The organism is Sulfitobacter sp. S223, assembly GCF_025143825.1.
Lineage (GTDB): Bacteria > Pseudomonadota > Alphaproteobacteria > Rhodobacterales > Rhodobacteraceae > Sulfitobacter.
Map to the genome: position 1 here is coordinate 3,632,770 of NZ_CP083560.1, position 24,822 is coordinate 3,657,591.

The window sequence follows — 24,822 nt, forward strand, 5'->3', positions numbered from 1 at the left end:
CAATTGACTACCGCAGGAGGGTCTCATGAATAGACGCCAGTTCAACGCATCGCTTGGTGCGCTTGGCAGCTCTGCAATGCTGCCTGTAACTGCCGCGCAATCTGCGGCAGTGCCTGCGGTCTCTCCTTCTACTTACAAATGGGCACAATTGATTGTGCGCGCTCAGGAAAAGGCTGATCCCGCTATGCTCGCGCGCCTGCTGCGCCTTTCGCCAGAGATGGCGCAAGGGGTGTTTGACAAGCTGATCCGCGACGGCGCGCTTCGGGCGCGGGGCGCTGCGGGCATCATGCAGGCGATGCAACCTGTACAAATCAAGGGTCACAGCACGACTTCCACTCCTGCTGTCCGCCGCAAGTTGCGGGCCGCTTGGAACAATATGACCGAAGACGCACAGCCTCTGGTCAACAGGGACAATCCGGCGCTAGGGTGCGGCAACACTCCCGAAAAGGAAACGCCCGATGCCAGCGCCGCTGAACCCCTTCAAGAAAGCCCTCGCCGAGGGTAAAATGCAATTCGGCTGCTGGTTAGGCTTGGCCGATGCCTTTTCCGCCGAGATGATGGGCCAAGCAGGTTTTGACTGGCTTTTGATCGACGGGGAACATGCCCCGAATGATCTACGCTCGACGCTGGCACAGCTACAGGTTCTTTCCGCAACTGATTCTCATGCCGTTGTCCGTGTACCTGTGGGTGAGACATATTTGCTCAAACAGATTCTGGACGCGGGCGCACAGACTGTATTGGTTCCAATGGTCGAAAGCGCGGATCAGGCCCGTCAACTGGTGCGTGATGTCACATATCCTCCGTATGGTGATCGTGGTGTCGGCTATGCACTGGGACGCGCCTCGCATTTCAGCACAATCGCAGATTACGGCACCACGGCCGATGCTCAAATTTGCCTGCTTGTGCAGGTAGAGAACCGGCGCGGTCTGGCAGCACTGGATGATATTCTAGCTGTGGACGGTGTGGATGGTGTTTTCATTGGCCCTGCCGATCTCGCAGCAGACATGGGCCATATGGGAAATGCCGATCATCCCGATATCCAGGCAGCAATCATGGATGCCATCAAACGGATCAAGGCAGCGGGAAAAGCCCCCGGTATCCTGTCCACCCGCGACGGCATGACTGATGACGCTATCGCGGCCGGCGCGCAGTTTGTCGCTGTTGGCGCTGATGTACTAATTCTCGGCAACGGCGCGCGTGCGCTTGCGAAAAAATGGCAGGCCACCAAAGAATGAATGCGGGTATCGCACTACTGGCCTTTGCCTACGTCCTAAGCCAGTTCTTTCGCGCCTTTCTTGCTGTACTCAGCCCGTTTTTGGCCACAGACATCGGCGCGACTCCGCAAGACCTCGCTTTTGCCTCCGGCATGTGGTTTCTGACATTTGCCGCAATGCAGCTGCCCATCGGCTGGGCGCTGGACACCGTCGGACCGCGACGCACTGCGGCTGTGCTTTTGCTCTTGGGTGGTGGCGGTGGTGCAGCCGTATTTGCACTGGCCTCGGCACCTGTGCATCTGGCAATTGCAATGTCGTTGATCGGGGTTGGCTGCGCGCCAGTGCTCATGGCCTCTTACTACATCTTTGCGCTGGATCATCCGCCAGCACGCTTTGCCTTTCTAGCCGCGTTGATGGTTGGGGTCGGGACATTGGGCAATATCGTTGCCTCCTATCCCACCACGCTGGCAGCCGAGACTATGGGATGGCGCGCAGCCCTGTGGGGGCTTTGTACGCTTTCGTCAGGCACGGCTGTCGGGATCTGGTTCGCTGTACGCGACCCTGAAAAGGAAGCCAGCGCGCAAAAAGGCAGCTTTGCCGAAGTGCTTCGCATCCGCGCCTTGTGGTTCATATTTCCCCTCATGCTTGTCAGCTATGCAGAAGTAGGCGCCTTGCGCGGCCTATGGATCGGTCCTTACCTTACCGAAGTCTTCCGCGCTGAACCGCGCCTGATCGGACAAGCAAGCCTTGCTATGGGTATTGCGATGGTCATCGGCCCCATGGCCTACAGTCCGCTGGACCGGATATTCAACACGCGCAAATGGGTGATCTTCACCGGCAGCTTTGGCGTGCTGCTGGCCACCATAGGAGTTATTATTCTGGCAGAAGCATCTGTCCTTTGGGTCATCGCCCTGATGTGCGCCATCGGCTTTTTCGGCTCCACGTACCCGGCAATCATGTCACATGGCCGCAGCTTGCTGCCCCGGCATCTGGTCGGGCGGGGTGTGACGCTGCTCAATCTGTGTAGTATCGGTGGTGTCGGCATAGCTCAGTTTGTGACCGGTCGCATTTATGCTGCCTATTCACCTGCCAAATGGGAATCGACGCCATTCGTCATGATTTTTATCTTCTTTGCAGCGGCATTGGCCATTGGTCTGGTCATCTATCTTTTCTCGACAGATACCAAACCGGACAAGGCATAATACCCAGCCCCTTTTCATAGCCAACAAAGCGGTATAACAGGCCCGCACCATCAAACGCATATATATTGGAGTAAACGAGATGGGTTATCGCGTCGTTATCGCAGGTGCCACCGGAAATGTGGGCCGTGAAATGCTGAGCATCCTGGCCGAGCGCCAGTTCCCTGTGGATGAAATCGTCGCACTTGCCAGCCGCAAGTCGATGGGTACGGAAGTCAGCTTTGGCGATAAGACACTCAAGACGAAAGACCTTGATACGTTTGACTTCACCGGTTGGGACATGGCGCTGTTTGCCGTAGGCTCTGACGCCACGAAGAAATATGCCCCCAAGGCAGCAGCTGCTGGCTGTGTTGTGATCGATAACTCGTCGCTTTACCGCTACGATTCGGACATCCCGCTGATCGTGCCAGAAGTGAACCCCGAAGCGATCCACAGCTATGCCAAGAAAAACATTATCGCCAACCCCAACTGCTCTACCGCGCAGATGGTTGTGGCGCTCAAGCCACTGCATGACCGCGCCACGATCAAGCGCGTGGTTGTCAGCACCTATCAATCCGTGTCGGGTGCCGGCAAGGAAGGCGCAGACGAGCTTTGGGACCAGACCAAAAGCATCTATAACCCCGTTACAGATGTGCCCCCGAACAAGTTCCAAAAACAGATCGCCTTCAACGTGATCCCGCAGATCGACGTGTTCATGGACTCCGGTGATACGAAGGAAGAGTGGAAGATGGTCGTCGAGACCAAGAAAATCCTCGATACCAAAATCAAAGTCACAGCAACCTGCGTGCGCGTGCCTGTGTTTGTCGGCCACTCTGAATCGATCAACATCGAGTTCGAAGATCATCTTGACGAGAATGAAGCGCGTGACATCCTGCGCGAAGCGCCCGGTATCATGGTCATCGACAAGCGCGAAGCAGGTGGCTACGTCACGCCTGTCGAATGTGTAGGCGATTATGCGACCTTCATCAGCCGCATCCGTCAGGACAGCACAATCGACAACGGGATCAACCTGTGGTGCGTGTCTGATAACCTGCGCAAGGGCGCTGCCCTGAACGCAGTTCAGATTGCTGAACTCCTCGGACGTGAAGTGCTTAAGAAAGGCTAATTTCCGCCCACGCGGTAATGGTTTGGGGGCGTCCGAGAGGGCGCCCCTTTTTCTTTGGGAAAGAGCGTTGCATGCTGGTGGAAGTATTAAAGGACACCATTCCCATGCGTTATTTTGCCATCACTCTTGCCGCTTTGCCCCTGCCCGCGTTGGCAGACACCTTCTCCCTGCCCTCGGCGCCATCAAACGTAACCGTTTACAACAGTTTTGCCGTGGTCACTCGCGAGGTGAGCGTCGATGTCAGTGCCGGTGCGCATGAGCTGGTACTACCGGATCTGCCGCAATGGGTCGATGCCAGCAGCCTGCGCGTCAGCATCACCGGCGCGAAACTGGGCAGCACACGCCTGCGTACCGATGCACTGCCGCCTGAACCGGATAACGATAGCGCCGCTGTGGCCGCGGCCAAAGAGCAGATAGAAAACGCGAAACGCGCCTTGCGAGACCTTGATGACCGCATCGAAGATGCAAGCGTCGCTGCGAATGCCGCCAAAGCACGTCTGGACTTTCTGACGGGGCTTGCCACCAACAATGATCTTCCCGGCAATCCTGAAGAACTGGCAGCCATTGGACAGATGGTAGAAACTCAAACGCTGGCTGCCACTCAGGCGCAAATCAAATCACAACGCGAGGCGCGCAAAGTCGCCGAGGAACGCACCGATCTTGAGAAGAAACTTGAGGACGCAAAGGCTGCGTTGGCCGCCCTCACCCCCCCAGTCGATCCCAAATCTTTGCTCGCTCTCACGTTGGCAGTACCTGAGGCCGGTACGGTAGTAGCATCTATCAACTACCCCGCCCGCGCATCATGGGAGCCAACCTATAACGTCATGCTTAACACAGGCGATGTTGACACCTTAACGCTGGGCCGCGCAGCGCTGATTTATCAAAACAGTGGCGAAAACTGGGAGGGCGTGACCCTGTCGCTATCCACTCTGGCACCCAGCGGACAGGTTATCCCGTCCGAACTGTATCCGCCGCTACTGCGCTTTGATGACCCTCAGGAAAGAGCCAAGCTTGAACGCTCCGTGAGCAGCCTCAGCGCTGATTCAGCTGGTGCCCCGCCCGTAATGATGGAGATGGCACCCGCAACACCGGAGCCGAATTTTGACGGGCCCGGTGTGACCTACACTCTGCCCGATACAATCACGATTGCACAAAGCGCCGAAGGCGCGCGGGTGGAACTTGATGCGCTCGACTTTGATGCTCGCGTGTTTGCCCGCGCAGTACCTGCACGCGACACAACTGCGTTTCTGATGGCAGAGGCGACGAACGAGAGCCGTGAACCGCTGCTGGCAGCCTCCAGCGCACAGATATTCGTGGATGGCGCGCTGGTCGGACAGAGTGATTTTGCCGCCGTGGCGGCAGGCGCAGAGTTCACACAAGCATTCGGTCCGCTAGAGGACCTTCGGCTCAGCTATGCTTTATTGGACCGCAGCGAAGGTGACCGTGGCCTGATCACCCGCAGCAACGCACGAACCCAAGAGGTCCGGATGACCTTGGAAAACCTTGGAACGAAGGATTGGAACGTAGAATTGATTGAGGCTGTGCCCTACAGCGAACAGGATGATCTGATTATCCAATGGGAAGCACAACCAAACGCTGACGTGAAGGACGTCGATGACCGGCGCGGTCTGCTCCAGTGGAACCTGTCGCTGGATGCCGGTGAGACTCAGGAAGTCACCGTTGCGCAAACCATCCGCTGGCCGGATGGAAAAGTCCTGCGCTGAGGGCCCGCCAGTTGGAGCGTTCGATCAATTCGCTATCTTGCTTGCGGACATGGTGATGCTGTCCTGACCTGGAAGCTCGCTACCAAAGCGCGCAACCAATGTTGGATAAGGTGCCCCGACTGTAGCGGCACTGCACAAGTGCCGGCCGGTTGAAGCCTTGTAAATGCCCAAGTCACCGCCCTGCCTTCGCAGCTCCATCCCATTGATCGCAAGGCGATTGATCAGGTCTGGCCAACCTCGCGCAGCTTCAACATGGCCGCTGAGCAGCGCATGACGCGTGGCATCCAATGCCCCTGCGGGCATCACGCTTTGGCCGTCCGTTACCTGGCTTTGACCTGCCATGTGACCGCCAAAGCGCTTCACCAGCGTGGCATAGGAAACCCCGAGTTCGGACCCCTTGCACACGCGGGTGCCGCAGCTTTTCTTGAACAAAGCTATGTCGCCGTCGGAGGGGTGCAACGCATAGCCGTGCGGACGTAACCGTTCTGCCAGATCATCCCAGCCTGACGCCTGTGCCAAATCGCGGGCGAGCAGCGCTTGAAGCGCCGTGAGCAGACGTTCATCGGTCGCCACACGCCCCTTGGTAGATAGCTGCCTTTCCACCTCCCGCTTAAGAAGGTGCCGCACCAGATGCCCTATTGTGACGTCCCGCGCGGTAGCAACACGTTGGGCGCCTGACAAAAGATCGCGCGGTAGTTTGAGAGTGACTGATTCCAGATCCATACCCAAACCTGTGCCGGATATGGTTAACACATGGTTAAAAGCGTTCTGCCCGCAGCACGTCGCAGTCGACCACGCTGACCACACCGATGTGCCGCTCTACCACCTCGAACGCCGCATCCAGCAGCGCATCAAGGCGATCCGGGCGGATAATACAGACGACCTGCACCATACCCTGCGCACGGCTTACCTGTCCGGAACGCGTCCAAGCACCGGAGCGTCCAGAGCCACCAAGCACTGGCAATACCGAATATCCGGTTACGCCAGCCTTGCGTAAAGCGTCAGTCAGGCGCGACTCCATCACGTTCTCGATGGTAATCTCAACCCGTTTTGCTTTGTGTGTTTGCATCAATCAACCTCCGGTCACAGCCATGGCAATGCCCACATAAAGCGGAATGCCGATGGTCAGGTTAAAGGGAAATGTCACGCCCAGCGACAGCGTGAGATAAAGTGAAGGATTGGCTTCGGGCAGTGCCACGCGCATTGCAGCTGGCACCGCAATATAAGAGGCCGAAGCAGACAGAACCATCATCAACGCAACCCCGCCCGCGCTGAGCCCCAACGCCATACCAGCCGCAAGCCCGAACACCGATCCAACCAGCGGCATCAAAACGCCAAAAGCAAGCACACCGCGCGTCAGCAATCCACTGCCACCGCGTAGGCCGCGCCCTGCGACAAGCCCCATATCAAGGAGGAAGAGGCATAAAACGCCCTTGAAAGGATTCACGATGAAGCTCGAAATCTCTTTCAGGCCTTGTTCGCCTGTCGCCCAGCCGATTGCAAACGCACCGACCAGCAGAACGATAGAGCCGTTCAACATGATCTCACGCATCAAAGTGCTGTCCATGCCCTTGGACTGATCGCCACCGCGCGAGACAAGCCATAGTGCAGACAGAATGGCCGGAGCTTCCATTGCGGCAGCAACCGCGACCATATATCCCTCTGACGGGATACCGCGCCCTTCCAGAACCGAGGTCGCCGCGACAAAGGTCACAATCGAAATTGACCCGTAATGCGCCGCGACAGCCGCTGCGTCCAAGCGGCTGATCTTTGTCATCACCCTGAGCAATCCAAAAGCAACAAGTGGCAACAAAGCCGAAAGCACGACACCAGCCAGCAACGATAGCCCAAGCCTCAGGTCAAAACCGTAGGAGGCAACGCTTGCGCCGCCCTTAAAGCCGATGGCAAAAAGCAGATAAATCGACATGCCCTTGGCCACTGCCTCGGGGATGTTCAGGTCAGACCGCGCAAGGGCGGCAAAAACACCCAACACAAAACTAAGAATGATGGGCGAAAGCAGGTTTTGCCCGGCAAGGCTTAGAAACTCGGACATGGTTTCCCCCTATTGCTTGGTATTTTGTCAGACCGTTTCGAATTTGGTGGCTGCGGGGTTGTAGTATTCCAACCCGCCCTCGGCGATATCGGTCCACATTCCATGCAGCGTCAGCTCACCCGAGGTCACTTTTTCAGCCAACCAAGGGAAGGTCATCAGGTTTTCGAGCGACATCATAACCGAGTGCTTTTCAAGCTGACGCACCTGCTCTGCTGAATCTGTGATGTCTTTGACCAGCTCGTACTTGGGTCGCAGAATATCCATCCAGCGCCCGACAAAGCTGTCTTTGGCATCCAGTTCCGGCGCGTTGCCGCTGCACATGTTCAGGCACCCCTGCACACCGCCGCAGTTGGAATGGCCCAACACAATCAGATGTGCGACCTTCAATACCTGCACCGCATATTCAATCGCCGCAGAAGTGCCGTGTTGCGCGCCATCAGGCTGATAGGCTGGAACAAGATTGGCGATATTACGGTGGATAAAAAATTCGCCTTGATCCGCGCCAAAGATCGACGTGACGTGAACGCGACTGTCACAACAAGAGATGACCATAGCCCGCGGATGCTGACCATCTGTTGCCAGCTTGCGATACCATGCGCTGTTTTCCGCATATGTTGTTGCTTTCCAGCCGTGATAACGCTGCACCAGATACGCCGGAAGCGGTTTTGCCTTGTCCATGATCTGTCTTACTCCAAAAAGCCGTTTCGCTCAAATAGACTGAATTCATCCTGAATTCGAGCGAAAACACCTCTTGCCGACAACCATTTGAAAACCCTTCTCACGGATAACCCACCTCAGCCGTGGGGGCAAAAAATGGGGTGTTTCATGAGTAACGTTGTCAACATAAGAGTATCCGAACAAATACAGCTAGATCAGTCCAGACTGGGCATACTGTATGCACAGTTAGGCACAGCAAGTGCTGATTCAGTCATCTCTCGTGCTATGGAAGAACTGGCTGTGCGAATGTCACAGTGCGACACGCTGTGGCGCGCCAGAAATCTGGGCCAGCTCCGCAAACATGCCCGATCGCTGATCGCCATTTCGGATCAGATCGGCATGGGTCTTCTTGCGCAGGTCGCGGGCGATGTGACGTCCTGCATAGATAGAGAGGATGAAATGGCAATCGCCGCCACCCTTTCACGGATGCTACGTATCGGGGAACGGTCGCTTTCTGCGGTTTGGGCCATGGATGATCTCAGCATCTGAGCGACTGCGCTTGCAGCGGCAGCAGGATGGGCTAGGCTACCCCCTCTGTCTCTCCCCACCAAAAGGTTAGCTGCTCCATGTCCTTACGTTTTGCCGATGTCGACCCTGACGCGATTGATTTGCATGTTCTATCTCAGGACACCGTAGAGGGCTGGTTGGCAGACCAACCACCGGCTGTCGCAGCTTGGGTCGGGGCGAACGGGTTTACCGGCAGCATCGGTGAGGCGCTTGTCATCGCAGGGGCGGATGGATTGCCCATGATGGCGCTGGCAGGCTACGGAACACCCCAAAGCCGCGCGCGTGGGCGTTTCGCACTTGCCTCAGCAGCAGCCAAACTGCCCTCAGGCACCTACCGAATTGCAGGTGGTCTATCGGCCGGGCAGGCCGAGACCGAGTCCTTGGGCTGGCTATTGGAAAGCTACCGTTTTGACCGGTACAAGACCGCTAAACCGATGGTCGCAAAACTGATCGCACCCGCGGGTATCGACGCAGATCGCATCCAGATCATCGCCAATGGCGAGGCCCTGACACGTACGCTGATCAACACGCCTGCCTCCGATATGGGGCCACCAGATCTGGAGCAAGCCGCCCGTGATCTTGCGAAGCAGCACAATGCGCAGATCAACGTGACCGTCGGAGAGGATTTGCTAGCCGCCAATCTACCGATGATCCATGCGGTCGGCCGCGCTGCGGACCGCGCACCCCGCCTGATTGACATCCGTTGGGGAAATGGCGGCCCGACCCTCACGCTGGTTGGTAAGGGGGTCTGTTTTGACACAGGTGGCCTGAACCTCAAACCGGGGTCATCCATGGGCCTGATGAAAAAGGATATGGGGGGCGCGGCAGCAGTTCTGGGGCTGGCCCATATGATCATGGGCACGGGCGCAAATGTGCAGCTACGCGTACTGATCCCTGCGGTGGAGAATTCAGTTTCCTCGAATTCATTCCGACCGCAGGATATCCTGACGTCGCGCAAGGGCCTGACAGTCGAAATTAACAACACCGACGCCGAAGGGCGGCTGGTTCTGGCGGATGCGCTTGCATTGGCGGATGAGGAAAAGCCCGATCAGATCATTTCGATGGCGACCCTGACCGGTGCCGCACGGGTGGCCGTTGGCCCCGATCTTGCGCCCTATTTCAGTGATGACGCCACGTTTGTCGCCGCCTTGGAGAGTTCAGCCCAAGCCGTGGCCGATCCGGTATGGCGTCTGCCCTTTCATACCCCGTATGAGGCAATGATTGAGCCAGCCGTTGCAGATCTGGACAATGCGCCGTCAGGTGGCTTTGCCGGCTGCATCACTGCGGCGCTGTTCCTGCGTCGCTTTGTTACGGATAGCAACTACGCGCACTTCGACATATACGGCTGGCAACCCAGCGCGGCACCCGCACGTGCCAAAGGCGGCGTTGGCCAAGCCACGCGCGCATTGCTGGATGCTTTAGACAGGATACTGACCAAATGACCCATCCCCGTACAACCCCCGATCCCGATCGATCCGGCCTGAACGAACCTGCTCAGATCGGCCGTAGTGTCGTGAACTTGCTGCGTAAACCTAACGGTGCTCGTGATCGCCAGCTGCTGATCGGCGCAAATGTCACCATCTTGTGGCGTGAAGACGGCTGGGCGTATGTACAATCGGCAGCGGACGGTTATTGCGGGTATGTTGGTGTTTCCTCGCTCACGAAGCCACAGCAGATCACCCACAAGGTTATCGCAGCGGCCAGCCACGGATATCAGAACGCCAATATCAAGGCGATTGATCGCTGCGCGTTGAGCCACGGAAGCAGACTTGCCATGCTAGACGATGCTGACGGTTTCATCCGCACCAGCCACGGGTTTGTCCCAAAACAGCACATCACCACTGTTGATCTATTTGCAAGCGATCCTGCCGACGTTGCGGCACTATACCTTGATACGCCGTACCTCTGGGGCGGTAACAGCCGCTTGGGTATTGACTGCTCTGGCCTGATTCAGGCGGCCTGTGCAGCCTGCAATATCCCCTGTGGTGGCGACAGCGACATGCAAGAAGCGGAACTTGGTGAGTTGTTGGAGCCCGGCACGGCACCTCAGCGCAATGACCTGCTTTTCTGGAAAGGTCATGTTGCGCTGGTTTGGGATGAAGACACCCTGATACACGCGAACGGACACGCAATGGCCACTGTTTTTGAACCAATCAAAGACGCAATTGCACGGATTGCTGCAACTGACGGCGAAATGACTGCCCACCGCAGACTGCCAACCGCTGATTAATTTTCGCAAGTTGCCTTCGGTTGTCGCCAAGCTTTTGAGAGATTGGCGGCAACCTAGCTTTCTATTCTACCACGCGGATCAGCTTGCGTTCCAATACACCAAGCACGGATTTCAGATCGTGCCCGCGCTTAAGCACTTGCCCGTTGGTGCCAACAACAGCGTACATGCCTTGTTTGGCTCTCAACTTGGGACGCTTTTCTATTCGGTAAAGCGGCATCTCGGCGGTGCGGCGAAAAACCGAGAAGACAGCCACTTCGCGCAGGCAGGATATGCCGTAGTCGCGCCATTCGCCCGCTGCGACCATACGGCCATAGAGCGATAGGATTACCGATAGCTCTGTCCGGTGGAATGCCACCTGTTCAACTGGCCGCTCCGCTTTGGCGCCTTGCATAGTGTTTGTCGGGATCGTGGGTATATTCATACCCACAGATTTGCCCTCAGCGCCGTGCAAATCAAGCCCCTTGCAATCAAATTGCTTGATTGCGTTACAAATACGGTTATGGTTTGCAAATTGTGAAACACATCAGGGTGAGGTGATGACTCCACAAACACGTGCGGAAAAAGCAGCCGAGGCGATGATGGCAAACGATAATGCCTCGCGCGATCTTGGTATGAAGATTAGTCAGATTGCACCGGGATCGGCTACGCTGACCATGCGTGTCACTGATCGGATGCTCAACGGCCATCGCATCTGCCATGGCGGTTATATCTTTACGCTCGCCGACAGTGCATTTGCATTTGCCTGCAACAGCTACAACAAATTGACGGTCGCCCAGCAGAACCAGATCACCTACATCAGTCCCGGCAAAGCGGATGAGCTATTGACCGCGACGGCGCAGGAAACCGCGCTGAGCGGACGCTCTGGTGTGTATGATGTGGATGTAACGGGCGAAGACGGGCGTATGGTTGCCACCATGCGCGGCCTGTCCCGCACGATTAAAGGCCACTTGTTTGCCGAAGACGGAGAAAACACCCCATGAAAGACCTTACACCAGCCCGCAGCAGCCTAGATCCGATCGAGATTGCCAGCCGTGACGAGATTGGCGCATTGCAACTGGAACGTCTTAAATGGTCGCTCCGGCATGCCTATGATAATGTTCCCTTCTACCGCACCAAATTTGACGCGGCAGGCGTACACCCTGACGATCTGCATCACCTGAGCGATCTGGCAAAGTTCCCGTTTACCGTCAAAACAGATCTGCGGGACAACTACCCTTTCGGGATGTTTGCGGTACCGCAAGATCAGGTGAAACGCATCCATGCATCCTCTGGCACGACGGGTCAGCCGACTGTTGTCGGCTATACCGAGAATGACCTTAAGAATTGGGGTAATGTCGTTGCCCGTTCCTTGCGCGCCGCAGGAATGCGGCCCGGCGACATGCTTCACAATGCCTACGGCTATGGCCTGTTCACTGGCGGTATGGGCATTCACCTTGGCGCGGACGCGCTAGGTCTTAGCACCGTGCCGATCTCTGGCGGGATGACACCGCGACAGGTTCGCCTGATCGAGGATTTCAAGCCCAAGGGCATCACCGTAACGCCCTCTTATGCCCTGTCCATTCTGGACGAGTTTGCCAAACAGGGCATTGATCCACGTGAAAGTTCCCTTCAGGTGGGTATCTTCGGGGCCGAACCGTGGACCAACGCCATGCGCCTTGAGATCGAGCAGGCGTTCGACATGCATGCCGTGGACATTTACGGGCTGTCCGAAGTAATCGGACCCGGCGTTTCGATGGAGTGTGTCGAAAGCAAAGATGGTCTGCATATCTGGGAAGATCATTTTTACCCCGAAATCATTAATCCCCAAACAGGCGAAGTTGTGGCAGAAGGCGAAAAGGGAGAGCTGGTGTTTACATCGCTCACCAAAGAAGCGTTCCCGATCATCCGCTACCGCACCCGCGATCTTACGCGCCTACTGGCCGGCACCGCCCGCAGCATGCGGCGGATGGAAAAGGTCACTGGACGCAGCGACGACATGATCATCCTTCGCGGGGTTAATGTTTTCCCCACCCAGATCGAAGAGCTGTTGATGCGGATTGATAGCTTGGCCCCGCATTTTCAGATCGAACTGACACGGCCGGACCGCATGGACCAGATGCGCATTCTGACCGAAGTGTCGGACCCTAACATTGGCGCGGATGACCGGGCAGCCGCAGCTGCGAAACTATCGGCGGGGATCAAGCAATCCGTCGGTATCAGCGTAAAGATCGAGGTCGGAGATAAAGGGGCCATTCCCCGATCAGAGGGAAAGGCCGTGCGCATTCTCGACAAGCGGCCAAAAACCTAGCCGCAGGTGATCGCCACAATATTGTCGATCTCGTCCAGCTGAACATTCAACCGGGCGGGATTGAAATCCGTTGTTACAGCATCATTGGGACCATACAGGCGTTTAGGTTCTGGCAGTGCCAGTGAGGAGGCGGCGTCAGACCCGATCAACCCCTGATACGCAGCTGCGTTGCACGTATCCGGCGCGTTTGCTGGGGCGCGGCCCGCTGTCGGGGCGATCGCCGCGCCGCAACCTGCCAACATCAATGCTGCCAATATCGTGTATTTCATGTCCCGTACCTCGCTAAAAAAGTTTCTACTGCACTATCAACCACACGGTCGATTTCGGCGCTACTTACATCCTTGATAACCCCTAAGAGCAGCCGCATCCATAGATCGACCTTACACAACTCACCGAACTGATCCGCCGCCAAGGCGTAATCGTCGATTTCAAGCTCTCCGCGCGCGCACGCACGATCGAAGTAAACGGCCATTTCAGCACGCATCACGGCAGGACCAGATTCGAAAAAACCCTGCCCGATCTCTGGGAACCGCTGTGATTCCGCCACGCAAATACGATAGATTTGCAGGCCGATTTTACTGGTCAGGAAGTTTAGAAAATGCCGCCCCGTCTGCATCAACACCTCACGCGGGGGCGCAGACAGATCAATATTTTCCAGAACAGAACGTGCAAGATGCTCGCACTCGACCTGCGCCACTTCTATGAACAAGATCCGCTTGTCCGGGAAATACTTGTACAACGTCGCTTTGGATACCTCGGCAGCACGGGCGATGTCATCCACACTTGCACCTTCAAAGCCGTCCTTCATGAAGACGGCCCGCGCGCCCTCAAGCACTTGGCTGTATTTGCGCCCACGATGAATGGCGTCTTGGGGGATTGAGGTCAGCGCGGTCATTCAAGCTCCTGCCTATGAAGGCTTACCATATAAACTGGTCAGTTCACTTCCAAGGTCAAAAAGCCAGAATATCATCCTGGTGCCTTCGCTTTGCGCAATCTAGGATGCCTCTATGGCGCGAACCTCATGGACCGAAGAAGAATTCGATATTTGTGTTGCAGACTATTTTGCGATGCTGGATGCCGACGTGGCGGGGACGCCATACGTCAAAGCGGAACACCGCCGTGCACTATTGCCCTTTGTTTCTCACCCTGAGGGGTCCATCGAGAAGCTGCATCAAAATATCAGTGCGATCATGATCGGATTTGGGTTTCCCTTTATCAAGGGCTACAAGCCACTGCCGCACTATAACGCCAAACTGCCGAATGCCGTTGAAAGGTATTTGCAGAAAATGGGTGAACCTGCGTTTGCAAAACCAAAATTGGGCATGGCCGAAGATGCTCCATTGTATCTCGATACGCCCCCCACCCAGCGCAATGCACCGCCGCCCAAAGAGGCCGAGGAATACCTTTCCATCGCGCGCAAATTCGACGTTGCGGCGCGTGATGCTCGGAATCGTGCGTTGGGCCGCGCGGGAGAGGCGCGCGTATTGATGCATGAACGTGCCACCCTGCGCCAACATGGTGCGCCTGAGCTGGCAAAGCGCGTGCGCTGGGTTTCGGACAAAGATGGTGATGGTGCCGGATATGATATTGCCAGTTTTGAGCCGGATGGCAGCCCCCGGCTGATCGAAGTGAAAACCACAACCGGCTGGGATAGGACACCGTTCCACATATCGCGTAACGAACTCGCTGTTGCAGATCGTGAACGCGCGCATTGGCGGCTGATGCGGATATATGACTTCGCCCGCAGACCACGCGCGTTCGTACTATTCCCGCCACTGGACGCCCATGTCAGCCTTACCGCCACCAGCTTTCAGGCCGATTTTCACTAGCGTCCGAGATATCACCAAGCTATCTGTAACAAATGCTTGCGATCTTCCTCAAAACGCTCCCCTTTTTCGCCCTGATCGGTCTGGGCTTTTGGGCCGGCCGAACAAAATTCTTCACGGCAGAGGCGACAGCGTATCTGACGAAATTCGTTTTCTACTTTGCTCTCTCTGCAATGTTGTTCCGGTTTTCCGCAAACCTGTCGCTGGCCGATGTCTGGAACGGGCGACTGGTGGCGGCCTATCTGTGGGGGACTGCATTTGTCTACGGAATTGCGACCATTGTCTGCTACGTCAGGGGCCTGAGCATCGAAGTAACCGCCATTGAGGCGCAGTGCGCGGTGATCGGCAATGTCGGGTTTCTCGGCGTGCCGATGCTGACTCTGCTTCTTGGGCCTGAGGCAATTGGTCCGGTCATGCTTGCGTTGGCCGTGGATCTGATCGTTTTCTCGTCGCTCATCGTCATTCTGATCACCGGATCGCGTGATGGTCGCATGAGCCTGCGCATCCTGCGCACTGTCGGGATGGGGTTGATCCGTAATCCGATGATTGTTGCGATTACCTTGGGTCTTGCCTGGTCCGGTCTCAAAATTCCGATCCCAGACCCTATGAACGAATTCTTGGCCCTTCTTGGTGCAGCCGCCACACCCGGAGCCTTATTTGCCATCGGCGCGTCTCTCGCCTCAAAATCTGCCGAACGGCTGTCGGTCGCGGGCTGGTTGAGCTTTTGTAAACTGGTGCTGCACCCGCTGTTTGTGGCGTTCGCCTGCTTTGCTCTTTTCAAGGTCGATCCCTACCAAGCTTCGGTGATTATATCCGCTGCTGCACTGCCTGTGGCTGGCAATGTGTATATGCTGGCGCAGCACTACGGGGTCGCCCCACAGCGCGTGTCGGCGGCCATACTGGTTTCAACTGCGATCAGCATCATCAGCGTTAGCCTTTGGATCGGATGGGTTACAAAAGCCGCCGTCGGCGTTTGATACAGACAACTCTTGCCCAACGCGCTTGCGCTGGTTAGCCATGGGCAACCCCGAAAAGGAGACCCTCCATGGAAACCCTCTCATCCAATGCATGCTTTGGCGGTACCCAGCATGTGATCAAACATACGTCCAAAGCATGTAACTGCGATATGACTTTTGCCCTGTTCCTGCCCGCAGAGGCGCAGGATGGTCCCGTACCTGTGCTTTGGTTTCTCTCTGGTCTGACCTGCACCCACGAAAACGCGATGGTTAAAGCCGGCGCACAGGGGTGGGCAGCCGAGCAGGGCATAGCGCTGGTATTCCCTGACACATCCCCTCGCGGTGAAGATGTCGCCAATGACGAAGCTTATGATCTAGGCCAAGGCGCCGGTTTCTACGTCAACGCAACACAGCAACCGTGGAAACCACATTTTCAAATGTGGACCTACATTGCGGACGAACTGCCTGCGCTACTGGCCGAAAACTTTCCATTGGACATGGACCGTCAGGCAATCTCCGGTCACTCCATGGGCGGGCACGGTGCACTCACGCTGGCGATGTCTTTGCCAGGGCGATTCAAATCCGTTTCTGCGTTCGCACCAATCGCGCATCCCACAAACAGTGACTGGGGCCGCAAACAGCTTACCGCATATTTGGGATCGGAGGAGGGCGATTGGGCCGCCCATGACGCCAGCCTTTTGATGCAAGAGAAGGGCTTTGATGGACCAATTCTGGTAGATCAGGGGACCGATGACCAGTTTCTTGACCTGCTGATGCCAGAGGCGCTGAGCAGTGCAATGGCCAAGCGCCGACAGAACGGCGTCTTCCGTATGCAAGCGGGCTATGATCACAGTTACTTCTTCATCTCCACCTTCATGGAAGATCACGTCACCTTCCACGCAGATGCGCTGTGGTCTGCATGACCGCAATATATATCGACGCTGATGCCTGCCCCGTCAAAGAAGAAGCGGAGCGGGTCATAACACGCCACAAACTAAAGATGTATGTCGTATCTAACGGCGGCCTTCGGCCTTCGCAAAACCCTTATGTAGAGACTGTTATTGTCCCTGACGGCCCTGACGTGGCGGATATGTGGATTGCTGACCGCGCAGGGCGCGGCGATGTCGTTGTGACAGGGGATATCCCGCTTGCAGCGAAGTGCGTCGAAGCCGGTGCACGTGTAATCAAGCACAACGGCGAAGCGCTGACACAGGCGAATATCGGCAACGTATTGGCGACCCGTGATCTTATGACGGACTTGCGCGCCGCTGATCCATTCAGACAGGGCGGCGGCAAGGGCTTTACAAAAGCTGACCGCTCTCGCTTTCTGGAAGCGCTGGAACGTGAAATCAGAGCTGCACAAAAGCTGACATAAACGGGTTGCCGAAAACTCCGACACCCGCTGAGAGGATAAAGCATGACACCAAAGGCCGTGATCTTTGATATCGGCAACGTGTTGATTGAATGGCAGCCAGAGCGTTTCTTCGATGCCGAGATCGGCACTGAAAACCGCCGCGCCCTTTTTGCCACCATCGATCTGCACGCCATGAATGACCGCGTTGATAGGGGCGAGAATTTTTCCGCCGTTTTAGCAGAAACCGCAGCAAAACACCCTGAGCGTCAGGCCGAGCTTAAAATATGGCATGACCGCTGGCTGGATATTGCAAGTCCGGCGATTGATCATTCAGTCCGATTGATGGCCGCATTAAAACAACGTGAAGTACCGGTGTTCTCGCTTACCAATTTCGGCATCGAAACCTATGCTTTGGCTGCCACTTCTTACCATTTTCTGCGGGCTTTTGACCTCGACTTTATCTCTGGTCACATGGGGGTCATTAAACCGGATACGCGTATCTATGAAATGGTCGAAGAAGGTTCGGGCCTGAGCGGGGATTCGCTTTTGTTCACTGATGACCGCGCTGAAAACATCGCTGCAGCGGCGGCACGTGGATGGCAGACGCATTTATTTGAAGGATCACAAGGCTGGGCAGACCGCCTCGTGGCAGCAGGGCTTCTTACGCAGGAGGAGGCACAATGACCGATATTCCTTTCATCCCTTTTGAAGCAGGTGAAAAGCTGCTCGACTGGATTGCTCTGACCGATGCGCTGGCCGAAGGTCACAACCTGCCCAAGGCAGAGATCGGGGACACGTTCCTATACCGCGATCCAGACACGCTGCTAAGCCGTGCCGCGTGGATTGACGGGATGGGCATGGCTGTGAAGTCAGCCACTGTGTTTCCCGGCAACAGCTCAAAGGGCAAGCCGAATATCAACGGTGGTGTCAGCCTTTATTCGGATACCGATGGCACGCTGGAAGCGATCATCGACTTTCATCTGGTCACTAAATGGAAAACTGCTGGTGACAGTCTCTTGGCCGCGCGCCGCCTTGCACGCCCGGATTCCACACATATCCTGCTGGTCGGTGCAGGCACGGTCGCACGGTCTTTGTATGATGCCTATTCTGCGGCCTTCCCGAAGGCGCAGTTCACAGTCTGGAGCCGCACGCGCGCGTCTTCCGAAGCCTTGGTCGACATGCGGCCCGATGTGACCATCGCTGACGATCTGGAAAGCGCCGTGAGGCAGGCAGATATCATCGGCAGCGCCACCATGGCGACCGAGCCAGTGATTAAAGGGGCGTGGCTGCAACCGGGCCAGCACCTTGACCTGATCGGCGCCTACCGCCCTGACATGCGCGAAGTAGATGACGAAGCCTTACGCCGCGCACGCCTGTTTGTTGACAGTTTCGATACCACCGTTGGCCATATTGGCGAGATCAAGATCCCGCTGGAGACCGGTGCTATCATGCGCGAAGACATCATTGCAGACTACTACGATCTTGCCGCCTTTACCCGTTCGTCGAATGAAGAAATCACGATCTGCAAGAATGGTGGCGGCGCACATCTGGACCTGATGACCAGTCGCTATATCCTTAAGCAGTGGCGTGCCGCCGGATGATTTGGCTGCTCGTTCTGGGGGTTCTGGCCGCCGTTGTGGCCACCCCTTTTGTGATAGAGCATTCTCGATCAGTGATGAGCGATGGTCGCAGGGGTTCTGCCCCCGGGCGGTTTGTCGAGCTTGGTCAGGGCGTCGCGCATTACCATCTGGCTGGTCCTGCAACAGGACCGCTTGTGGTGTGCGTCCATGGCCTGACCACACCCAGCTTCGTTTGGGCGCCGCTGACCAAAGGGCTTGTGGCGCTGGGATTTAGGGTCTTGGTGTATGACCTTTACGGGCGCGGTTTCTCCGACCGGCCAGAGGGGCTGCACGATAAGGCCTTCTTCAACCGCCAATTGGACGATCTACTAAGCCATCTTGATATTGATGAGCCTTTCCACCTGATCGGCTATTCAATGGGCGGCGCCATTGCGGCAGGGTTTGCCGCCACCTATCCCGCCCGTGTGAGGCGGCTGGTACTACTGGCCTCTGCTGGCATGACGATACGTGACACACCGCGGCTGCGCTTCATACGCACGCGCGGTAAGGCCGGAAAATGGCTGATGCTTGCCGCCTTTCCAATTCAGATGCGCCGCGGCATCCGCGCCGAACAGACAGCCCAGATTGTCCCGCCGGAAATCATCGAAGGACAAGAAGCGCAGCTTATTTTTCAGGGATTCATCCCTGCTGTCATGTCCAGCTTGCGTGGTATCCTTGCCAAACCAATGGAGGGTGAGCATATGGCACTGCGGCGTATCGGGTTACCTGTACTGGCAATTTGGGGTGCTGAAGACGGCGTCATCCCTGCCAGCGCCATGGGGCAACTGGCGGCTTGGAACCGCGATGTGACACATGAAGTGATCGAGGATGCAGGCCATGGCCTGCCCTACACCCACACCGAAGCCGTTCTCACGCTGATCGCAGGTTTTTTGCCTGCCCCTGATTCCGATGATTGGGGCCATGACACCTAGAATTAGGCCGCTGCAAGGCGCACTGGCTTCTCTCGCACCGGTAGATGCACGATGGCGCTGAATGCCCCGACAGCGACACCAATCCACCAAACAGTCGTATAAGTACCGTAGGCATCGTACATCCGTCCACCAAGCCACACACCTGCAAAGCTACCTAACTGGTGACTGAAAAAGATGATCCCGTAAAGCGTACCCATATAACGCAGCCCGTAGATATGCGCGATCAGCCCCGATGTCAACGGCACCGTGGCAAGCCAAAGCGACCCCATTGCAACTGAGAAGATGATGACACTCATCGGCGTGATCGGCAGCATAATGAAAACCGCCGCAATGATTGTGCGGCCTGTGTAAATACCAGCCAGTAAGTATTTTTTAGAATACCGCTTACCAGCCCAGCCAGCCAACAGCGTACCAGCCACATTCGCGGCCCCGATCAGCGATATCGCGACAGCGCCCAGCGCCGAGGTCGTTGTGATGCCAATATTGTGCAGCACACCACCAGCAAGGATCGGACCGCACATTTCAGTGACGAAAGCAGGGAAATGCGCCGTGATAAAGGCCAGCTGATAGCCGCAAGAAAAGAAGCCAAGAAAAATCAGCGTATAGCTTGGGTCTTTGAAAGCGCGCAGCAGGATGGTGCCCATCGCTTCTTCCAGCTCTGCGCGGTCGGCTTGAACAGGGGCACGCATGAAAGGCAGCGTCAGGATCATTGACAGGATTGCTGCCGCAAAGACGATGAACACCGACTGCCAGCTCATCATGCCCAGCAACCATTCAGCCAGAGGTGCGCCGAATATCTGGCCCGCACTACCCGCTGCTGTCACAACTGCCAGCGACATTGATCGATTGTCGTCAGATGCCGCGCGGCCCACAACCGCCAAGATCACACCAAAGCCCGTGCCAGCGATGCCAAACCCGACAAGCCACGCGTAAGTCTGGTGCGCAATCGGAGTGTCTGAGCCAGCCGACAGGATCAAGCCCAGTGCATAGATCACAGCCCCGATAATAATAGCCTTACGATCGCCGATCTTCTCTGCCATCGCACCGAAAAATGGTTGCCCGATACCCCATGCAAGGTTCTGGATCGCAATCGCGAGCGAGAATTCAGCGCGCAACCAACCGTATTCCTCAGCGATGGGAATCTGGAACACGCCAAAAGAGGCGCGGATCGCAAAGCTCACCATGATTATGACGCAACCCACAATCAATACAGGCGAGAACAGAGGTGATTTTTCCAAGGTGTGTCTCCGCTATAATCGCGCAAGATTGCGCAACCGTGCTGCCCCCGTCAATCAGCCGATTGTATGCACACACTTTTCAACCGCGCCGCATGGCGATAGGGATTTGTCCATGACAAGCCTCAGCACCCTATACGACCAGATGATCACCGACGGCACCCTGCGCCCGGACCCTGCCCAAGTAGCGGTCCTGCCAGAGTTTGACCGCATTCGCGAAGCACTATTGCAGCCTGTAAAGAAGGGGCTGTTCCGCAAAGCGCCAGAACCACCAAAGGGTCTTTATCTCTGGGGCGGTGTCGGTCGCGGAAAATCCATGATCATGGATCTTTTTGTAAATACCCTCGACGGTATTCCCGCGCGCCGCGTGCATTTCCATGCGTTCATGCAAGAAATCCACAGCGCTATGCACGAGGCACGCAAGACAGGCGTAGATGATGCCATTGCTCCGGTTGCGAAAGCAGTGAGCAGTTCGGTCAAGTTGCTGGCCTTTGACGAAATGCAGATCACAGACATCACCGACGCGATGATTGTAGGGCGCCTGTTTCAGGCGCTTTTTGCTGACGGTGTCGTTGTTATCACCACGTCAAACCGGATACCGGATGACCTGTATAAAGACGGTCTGAACCGTGATCTTTTTGTGCCTTTCATCGAACTGATCAAAGAAAAGATGGTCGTGCATGAATTGGTGAGCCCGACCGATTACCGACAGGACCGGTTGGCCGGCAGTCCGGTGTATTTCACCCCGGTCAATGCCGATAGCCGCGAAGCAATGGATGCCGTCTGGCGCGATCTTACGGGCGGCGACGCAGGGCCGCTTACGCTGCGCGTGAAAGGCCGCGATGTCGTTATACCGATGTTCCGTAACGGGATCGGGCGCGCACGCTTTCACGCCCTGTGCGGTCAGCCGCTTGGCCCAGCCGACTATCTGGCTGTCGCCGAGGCGCTCAAGGTTCTGATGCTTGATGACATCCCTTCGCTGGGCCGTAGTAATTTTAATGAGGCAAAGCGCTTTGTCACGCTGATCGATGCGCTTTATGAGGCGCGCGTGCGTCTTATCTGCTCGGCGGCGGCCAAACCAGAAATGCTATATCTGGAAGGTGAAGGCACGTTTGAATTTGAGCGCACCGCGTCACGCCTTCGCGAGATGCAAAGCGAGGATTGGGGCGAGACTTAGTCGGTCCCAGCCGCGCCAATCAGTACTGACGCGCCAAGACGCGTCACATCGTCAGTATATGCTTCGGGGTGATAGGGCGCTTTCTGGCCCATCAGGCTCCACGCGCCCAAAGCCATAATGCCAAGCGCGACGGCGCTGGCGATCAGTTGCCTCACCAGCGCGGATTTAGGCACAGAAGACGTTTGCTTTTTCTCGGTAATTTTGTCCATGCTCAAGCCTCGATTTTGCGGTTCAGCGCGAAAATTGCGCCGTCCGTTTTAAAGCTGACATAGGAGACTGTTTGATCAATGGTCAATGAGGCCGAGCGCTTATCTAGTGGGCGCTAGCTATTATACCGCAAGATGTTGCCTGCAAGATACAGCGAACCACAGATCAACACACGCGCTTGAGGCTCCTGCGCGACGATTTCCTTAAGCGCTGAAACAACATCCAAAGCCTGTGTTGCGTTCATACCAACCGCGTGCGCCGCAGCGGCAGTGGTTTCTGCAGGAAGGGTCGCCGCTTCGCCCGGAATAGAGACCGCATGCAGACCAGCCACATGTGGCGCAAGCGGGTCCAGATAACCTTTGATATCCTTGGTATTGAGCATGCCGCAGATCAAATAGGTCGGCACTTTTGGCAGTTCGGCCAACAAGGCCGCAATCGCGTGACCTGCTGCGGGGTTGTGCCCGCCATCCAGCCATAGTTCTGACTGCCCTGCCGCCTCTACCAACGGGCCATGCCTGAGGCGCTGCATCCGCGCCGGCCATTGCGCTTGCGTCACAGCACCCTCACAGGCAGCGGCGTCAAATCCCAAAGCGCGCAATGTGGCAATCGCTCCGCCTGCATTTTGAACCTGATGAAGGCCCGGAAGGTTGGGAAGCGGCAAATCAAGTAGGCCCTGCTCGTCCTGATAGATCATGCGCCCTGCTTCGCGGTGCGCATGCCATTGCTGGCCGTAAATGCTGAGTGGCGCCAAGTTACGGGCGGCGACGGCTTCGATTACTTCCAGACCAGCCTCTTGCTGCGGACCAACAATGCACGGCACACGCCGCTTGATTATGCCTGCTTTTTCGTCGGCGATTTCAGCCAGCGTTTCCCCGAGGTATTGCTGGTGATCAAGGTCAACCGGCGTGATCACCGTGGCCACTGGTGCACCAACCACGTTGGTCGCGTCCAGACGCCCGCCCAAGCCAACCTCTAACAACGTATAATCTGCGGGCGTGCGGGAGAACGCCAGCAGGGCTGCGCAGGTGGTAATCTCGAAGTAGGTGATGTTTTCGCCGCCGTTGGCAGCATAGCATTCGTCCAGAACCTCTGTCAGCGCCTCTTCGGTGATGAGCGTTCCAGCCAGCCGAATACGTTCATGAAAGCGCGCAAGGTGCGGCGACGTGTAAGCGTGCACAGTCTTTCCAGCCGCCTCTAGCCCCGCCCGGATCATCGCCTGCGTAGAGCCTTTGCCATTGGTACCTGCGATGTGAATAACCGGTGGCAGCTTGTCCTGAGGATTCCCCAACGCCTCCAGCAGACGCAGCATCCTGTCCAATGTCAGATCAATAATCTTTGGATGAAGCGCCATCATCCGTTCAAGGATCACGTCAGAGGATGCGGAGGTCATACAGAAACATCTTTCTAAGAGAGCGCTGAGAGCAAAGACTAGATCGCGTCACTGACGAACGAGACATCACCCCATCCTTTTGCTTACGGCCAACCCCGAAATTACTTTGAAGGCTTCGCGGTCTTTTCTTCCGTCTCGACTGGCGACAATTCGTGGGGAACTTCGGCAGGCGCAGGCAGATCACCACGCACGGCAGGGGGCATGCCCATCAACATACGCGTAATTGTGATCAGTTCATCACGCATTTGCGGACGCGGTGTTACGCGGTCAAGCATACCATGCTCCAGCAAATATTCGGCGCGCTGAAAGCCCTCGGGCAGCTTTTCGCGGATGGTCTGTTCGATCACGCGGGGACCCGCAAAACAGATAAGCGCGTTCGGTTCGGCGATGTGGACGTCACCCAACATCGCGTAGCTTGCTGTGACACCGCCCGTGGTCGGATGCGTCAGTACAACGATATAAGGCAGGTCCGCTTCCTTTAGCATTTGCACCGCGACAGTTGTGCGCGGCATTTGCATCAAGCTCAAAATGCCTTCTTGCATGCGCGCGCCACCCGCGGCCGAGAAAAGGATCAGCGGCCGTTTCAGTTTCACCGCTTCTTCGGCAGCAGCGATGATTGCGTTGCCGACATACATGCCCATGGACCCAGCCATAAAGCTGAAATCCTGTGCGCAAGCGACGATCGGCGTGCGCCCGATCTCACCGGACGCGACCAGCATCGCCTCGGCCTCTTCGGTCTGCTTTTGCGCTGCGCGCAAGCGGTCTGGGTATTTCTTCTGGTCACGGAACTGGAGCGGATCAACAGTTGGTGCAGGCACCTTCACTTCGTTGAAGATACCGCCATCAAACAGCGCCGCAAAACGATTGCGCGGAGAGATGTGCATATGGTGGCCGCAATTGGTGCAGACGTTCAGATTGTCACTAACTTCACGGTGAAACAGCATCGTGCCGCATTCATCGCATTTCGTCCAAAGGTTTTCCGGCGTTTCGCGGCGCGAAAAGATCGAGTTGATCCGTGGACGGACGTAGTTGTTGATCCAGTTCATTACAGCGCCTCGTTACGTTACGTTTCCCTTCAAATAAGGGCCTC

29 protein-coding genes are annotated in these 24,822 nt (G+C 56.5%); 18 read left to right on the forward strand and 11 right to left on the reverse strand.

All coding sequences use genetic code 11. The features are described 5' to 3' along the window. Window positions 1-25: 25 nt before the first annotated feature. The 5 genes from K3757_RS17325 (at window position 26) to K3757_RS17345 (ending at window position 5,242) form a co-directional block, all read left to right on the forward strand. A complete protein-coding gene (locus K3757_RS17325; protein WP_259997571.1) occupies window positions 26-505 on the forward strand; it encodes a hypothetical protein in 480 nt (159 codons plus the stop codon). Continuing rightward, window positions 459-1,235 carry an HpcH/HpaI aldolase/citrate lyase family protein gene (locus K3757_RS17330; RefSeq protein WP_259997573.1) on the forward strand — a complete coding sequence of 259 codons (777 nt, stop codon included), beginning with the start codon at window positions 459-461 and terminating at the stop codon, window positions 1,233-1,235. The genes K3757_RS17325 and K3757_RS17330 overlap by 47 nt, the downstream gene beginning before the upstream one ends. Then, window positions 1,232-2,416: an MFS transporter gene (locus K3757_RS17335; protein WP_259997576.1), complete on the forward strand. Its 1,185-nt coding sequence runs from the start codon at window positions 1,232-1,234 to the stop codon at window positions 2,414-2,416. Before K3757_RS17330 ends, K3757_RS17335 begins: the two co-directional genes overlap by 4 nt. Window positions 2,417-2,495: 79 nt before the next feature. After that, entirely contained in the window at window positions 2,496-3,518 is a 1,023-nt protein-coding gene (locus tag K3757_RS17340; protein ID WP_259997578.1) for an aspartate-semialdehyde dehydrogenase, read from the forward strand. A gap of 104 nt (window positions 3,519-3,622) precedes the next feature. Next, window positions 3,623-5,242, forward strand: coding sequence for a DUF4139 domain-containing protein (locus K3757_RS17345; RefSeq protein WP_259997580.1), 1,620 nt, complete (start codon window positions 3,623-3,625; stop codon window positions 5,240-5,242). 24 nt (window positions 5,243-5,266) lie between these two features. On the opposite strand, the gene K3757_RS17350 is transcribed toward K3757_RS17345, so the two are convergent. The 4 genes from K3757_RS17350 to K3757_RS17365 are packed head-to-tail and all read right to left on the reverse strand — an operon-like array spanning window position 5,267 to window position 7,973. Beyond that, window positions 5,267-5,965 (reverse strand): hypothetical protein, encoded by a 699-nt coding sequence (locus K3757_RS17350; RefSeq protein ID WP_259997582.1) that lies wholly within the window; start codon window positions 5,963-5,965, stop codon window positions 5,267-5,269. A 34-nt stretch (window positions 5,966-5,999) separates the two neighbouring features. Then, a complete protein-coding gene (locus tag K3757_RS17355) occupies window positions 6,000-6,311 on the reverse strand; it encodes a P-II family nitrogen regulator (RefSeq protein WP_259997584.1) in 312 nt (103 codons plus the stop codon). Window positions 6,312-6,314: 3 nt separating this feature from the next. Next, window positions 6,315-7,295: a sodium-dependent bicarbonate transport family permease gene (locus tag K3757_RS17360; protein ID WP_259997586.1), complete on the reverse strand. Its 981-nt coding sequence runs from the start codon at window positions 7,293-7,295 to the stop codon at window positions 6,315-6,317. Between the two features lie 27 nt (window positions 7,296-7,322). Next, window positions 7,323-7,973: a carbonic anhydrase gene (locus tag K3757_RS17365; protein WP_259997588.1), complete on the reverse strand. Its 651-nt coding sequence runs from the start codon at window positions 7,971-7,973 to the stop codon at window positions 7,323-7,325. Between the two features lie 147 nt (window positions 7,974-8,120). Between K3757_RS17365 and K3757_RS17370 the strand changes: the two genes are divergently transcribed. The 3 genes from K3757_RS17370 to K3757_RS17380 all read left to right on the forward strand — a co-directional run bounded on the left by K3757_RS17370 (window position 8,121) and on the right by K3757_RS17380 (window position 10,749). After that, a complete protein-coding gene (locus K3757_RS17370) occupies window positions 8,121-8,501 on the forward strand; it encodes a hypothetical protein (RefSeq protein ID WP_259997590.1) in 381 nt (126 codons plus the stop codon). A 77-nt stretch (window positions 8,502-8,578) separates the two neighbouring features. Beyond that, window positions 8,579-9,961 (forward strand): M17 family metallopeptidase, encoded by a 1,383-nt coding sequence (locus K3757_RS17375; RefSeq protein WP_259997592.1) that lies wholly within the window; start codon window positions 8,579-8,581, stop codon window positions 9,959-9,961. Further along, entirely contained in the window at window positions 9,958-10,749 is a 792-nt protein-coding gene (locus K3757_RS17380; protein ID WP_259997608.1) for a C40 family peptidase, read from the forward strand. Before K3757_RS17375 ends, K3757_RS17380 begins: the two co-directional genes overlap by 4 nt. A 61-nt stretch (window positions 10,750-10,810) precedes the next feature. On the opposite strand, the gene K3757_RS17385 is transcribed toward K3757_RS17380, so the two are convergent. Continuing rightward, entirely contained in the window at window positions 10,811-11,170 is a 360-nt protein-coding gene (locus K3757_RS17385) for a DUF2794 domain-containing protein (protein ID WP_409202591.1), read from the reverse strand. A gap of 115 nt (window positions 11,171-11,285) precedes the next feature. Here K3757_RS17385 and paaI point away from each other — a divergent pair, with 115 nt between their 5' ends. Next, entirely contained in the window at window positions 11,286-11,729 is a 444-nt protein-coding gene (gene paaI, locus K3757_RS17390; protein WP_259997610.1) for a hydroxyphenylacetyl-CoA thioesterase PaaI, read from the forward strand. After that, window positions 11,726-13,036: a phenylacetate--CoA ligase PaaK gene (paaK, locus tag K3757_RS17395; RefSeq protein ID WP_259997613.1), complete on the forward strand. Its 1,311-nt coding sequence runs from the start codon at window positions 11,726-11,728 to the stop codon at window positions 13,034-13,036. Before paaI ends, paaK begins: the two co-directional genes overlap by 4 nt. Here paaK and K3757_RS17400 read toward each other — a convergent pair. Beyond that, on the reverse strand, window positions 13,033-13,305 hold the full coding sequence (locus K3757_RS17400) for an I78 family peptidase inhibitor (RefSeq protein ID WP_259997623.1): 273 nt from the start codon (window positions 13,303-13,305) through the stop codon (window positions 13,033-13,035). The genes paaK and K3757_RS17400 overlap by 4 nt on opposite strands. Further along, the gene (locus K3757_RS17405) at window positions 13,302-13,931 is read right to left on the reverse strand and encodes a TetR/AcrR family transcriptional regulator (protein WP_409202554.1); all 630 of its coding nucleotides are present in this window, start codon (window positions 13,929-13,931) and stop codon (window positions 13,302-13,304) included. Before K3757_RS17405 ends, K3757_RS17400 begins: the two co-directional genes overlap by 4 nt. 112 nt (window positions 13,932-14,043) lie before the next feature. On the opposite strand from K3757_RS17405, the gene K3757_RS17410 reads away from it, so the two are divergent. From K3757_RS17410 to K3757_RS17440, 7 genes are all read left to right on the forward strand, one after another. Further along, on the forward strand, window positions 14,044-14,865 hold the full coding sequence (locus K3757_RS17410; protein WP_259997625.1) for a DUF3883 domain-containing protein: 822 nt from the start codon (window positions 14,044-14,046) through the stop codon (window positions 14,863-14,865). 32 nt (window positions 14,866-14,897) lie between these two features. Then, window positions 14,898-15,839 carry an AEC family transporter gene (locus K3757_RS17415; RefSeq protein ID WP_259997627.1) on the forward strand — a complete coding sequence of 314 codons (942 nt, stop codon included), beginning with the start codon at window positions 14,898-14,900 and terminating at the stop codon, window positions 15,837-15,839. Window positions 15,840-15,907: 68 nt separating this feature from the next. Next, the gene (gene fghA / locus K3757_RS17420; protein WP_259997629.1) at window positions 15,908-16,741 is read left to right on the forward strand and encodes an S-formylglutathione hydrolase; all 834 of its coding nucleotides are present in this window, start codon (window positions 15,908-15,910) and stop codon (window positions 16,739-16,741) included. Continuing rightward, window positions 16,738-17,193 (forward strand): YaiI/YqxD family protein, encoded by a 456-nt coding sequence (locus K3757_RS17425; protein WP_259997631.1) that lies wholly within the window; start codon window positions 16,738-16,740, stop codon window positions 17,191-17,193. Before fghA ends, K3757_RS17425 begins: the two co-directional genes overlap by 4 nt. A 42-nt stretch (window positions 17,194-17,235) precedes the next feature. Further along, window positions 17,236-17,856, forward strand: a complete 621-nt coding sequence (locus K3757_RS17430) for an HAD family phosphatase (protein WP_259997634.1) — start codon at window positions 17,236-17,238, stop codon at window positions 17,854-17,856. After that, on the forward strand, window positions 17,853-18,773 hold the full coding sequence (locus tag K3757_RS17435) for an ornithine cyclodeaminase family protein (protein ID WP_259997636.1): 921 nt from the start codon (window positions 17,853-17,855) through the stop codon (window positions 18,771-18,773). The genes K3757_RS17430 and K3757_RS17435 overlap by 4 nt, the downstream gene beginning before the upstream one ends. Further along, window positions 18,770-19,723: an alpha/beta fold hydrolase gene (locus K3757_RS17440; protein WP_259997638.1), complete on the forward strand. Its 954-nt coding sequence runs from the start codon at window positions 18,770-18,772 to the stop codon at window positions 19,721-19,723. The genes K3757_RS17435 and K3757_RS17440 overlap by 4 nt, the downstream gene beginning before the upstream one ends. A gap of 2 nt (window positions 19,724-19,725) precedes the next feature. On the opposite strand, the gene K3757_RS17445 is transcribed toward K3757_RS17440, so the two are convergent. Continuing rightward, entirely contained in the window at window positions 19,726-20,907 is a 1,182-nt protein-coding gene (locus K3757_RS17445) for an MFS transporter (RefSeq protein WP_409202592.1), read from the reverse strand. Window positions 20,908-21,073: 166 nt separating this feature from the next. On the opposite strand from K3757_RS17445, the gene zapE reads away from it, so the two are divergent. After that, window positions 21,074-22,135: a cell division protein ZapE gene (zapE, locus tag K3757_RS17450; RefSeq protein WP_259997642.1), complete on the forward strand. Its 1,062-nt coding sequence runs from the start codon at window positions 21,074-21,076 to the stop codon at window positions 22,133-22,135. Here the strand turns inward: zapE and K3757_RS17455 are convergent. The 3 genes from K3757_RS17455 to accD all read right to left on the reverse strand — a co-directional run bounded on the left by K3757_RS17455 (window position 22,132) and on the right by accD (window position 24,778). After that, window positions 22,132-22,344, reverse strand: a complete 213-nt coding sequence (locus K3757_RS17455) for a hypothetical protein (protein WP_259997644.1) — start codon at window positions 22,342-22,344, stop codon at window positions 22,132-22,134. The two genes, zapE and K3757_RS17455, sit on opposite strands and share 4 nt — an antisense overlap. Window positions 22,345-22,457: 113 nt before the next feature. Then, window positions 22,458-23,732 carry a folylpolyglutamate synthase/dihydrofolate synthase family protein gene (locus tag K3757_RS17460; protein WP_259997646.1) on the reverse strand — a complete coding sequence of 425 codons (1,275 nt, stop codon included), beginning with the start codon at window positions 23,730-23,732 and terminating at the stop codon, window positions 22,458-22,460. A 101-nt stretch (window positions 23,733-23,833) separates the two neighbouring features. Continuing rightward, complete coding sequence (accD, locus tag K3757_RS17465) at window positions 23,834-24,778, reverse strand: acetyl-CoA carboxylase, carboxyltransferase subunit beta (protein ID WP_259997648.1); 945 nt, start codon at window positions 24,776-24,778, stop codon at window positions 23,834-23,836. Window positions 24,779-24,822 lie beyond the last annotated feature (44 nt).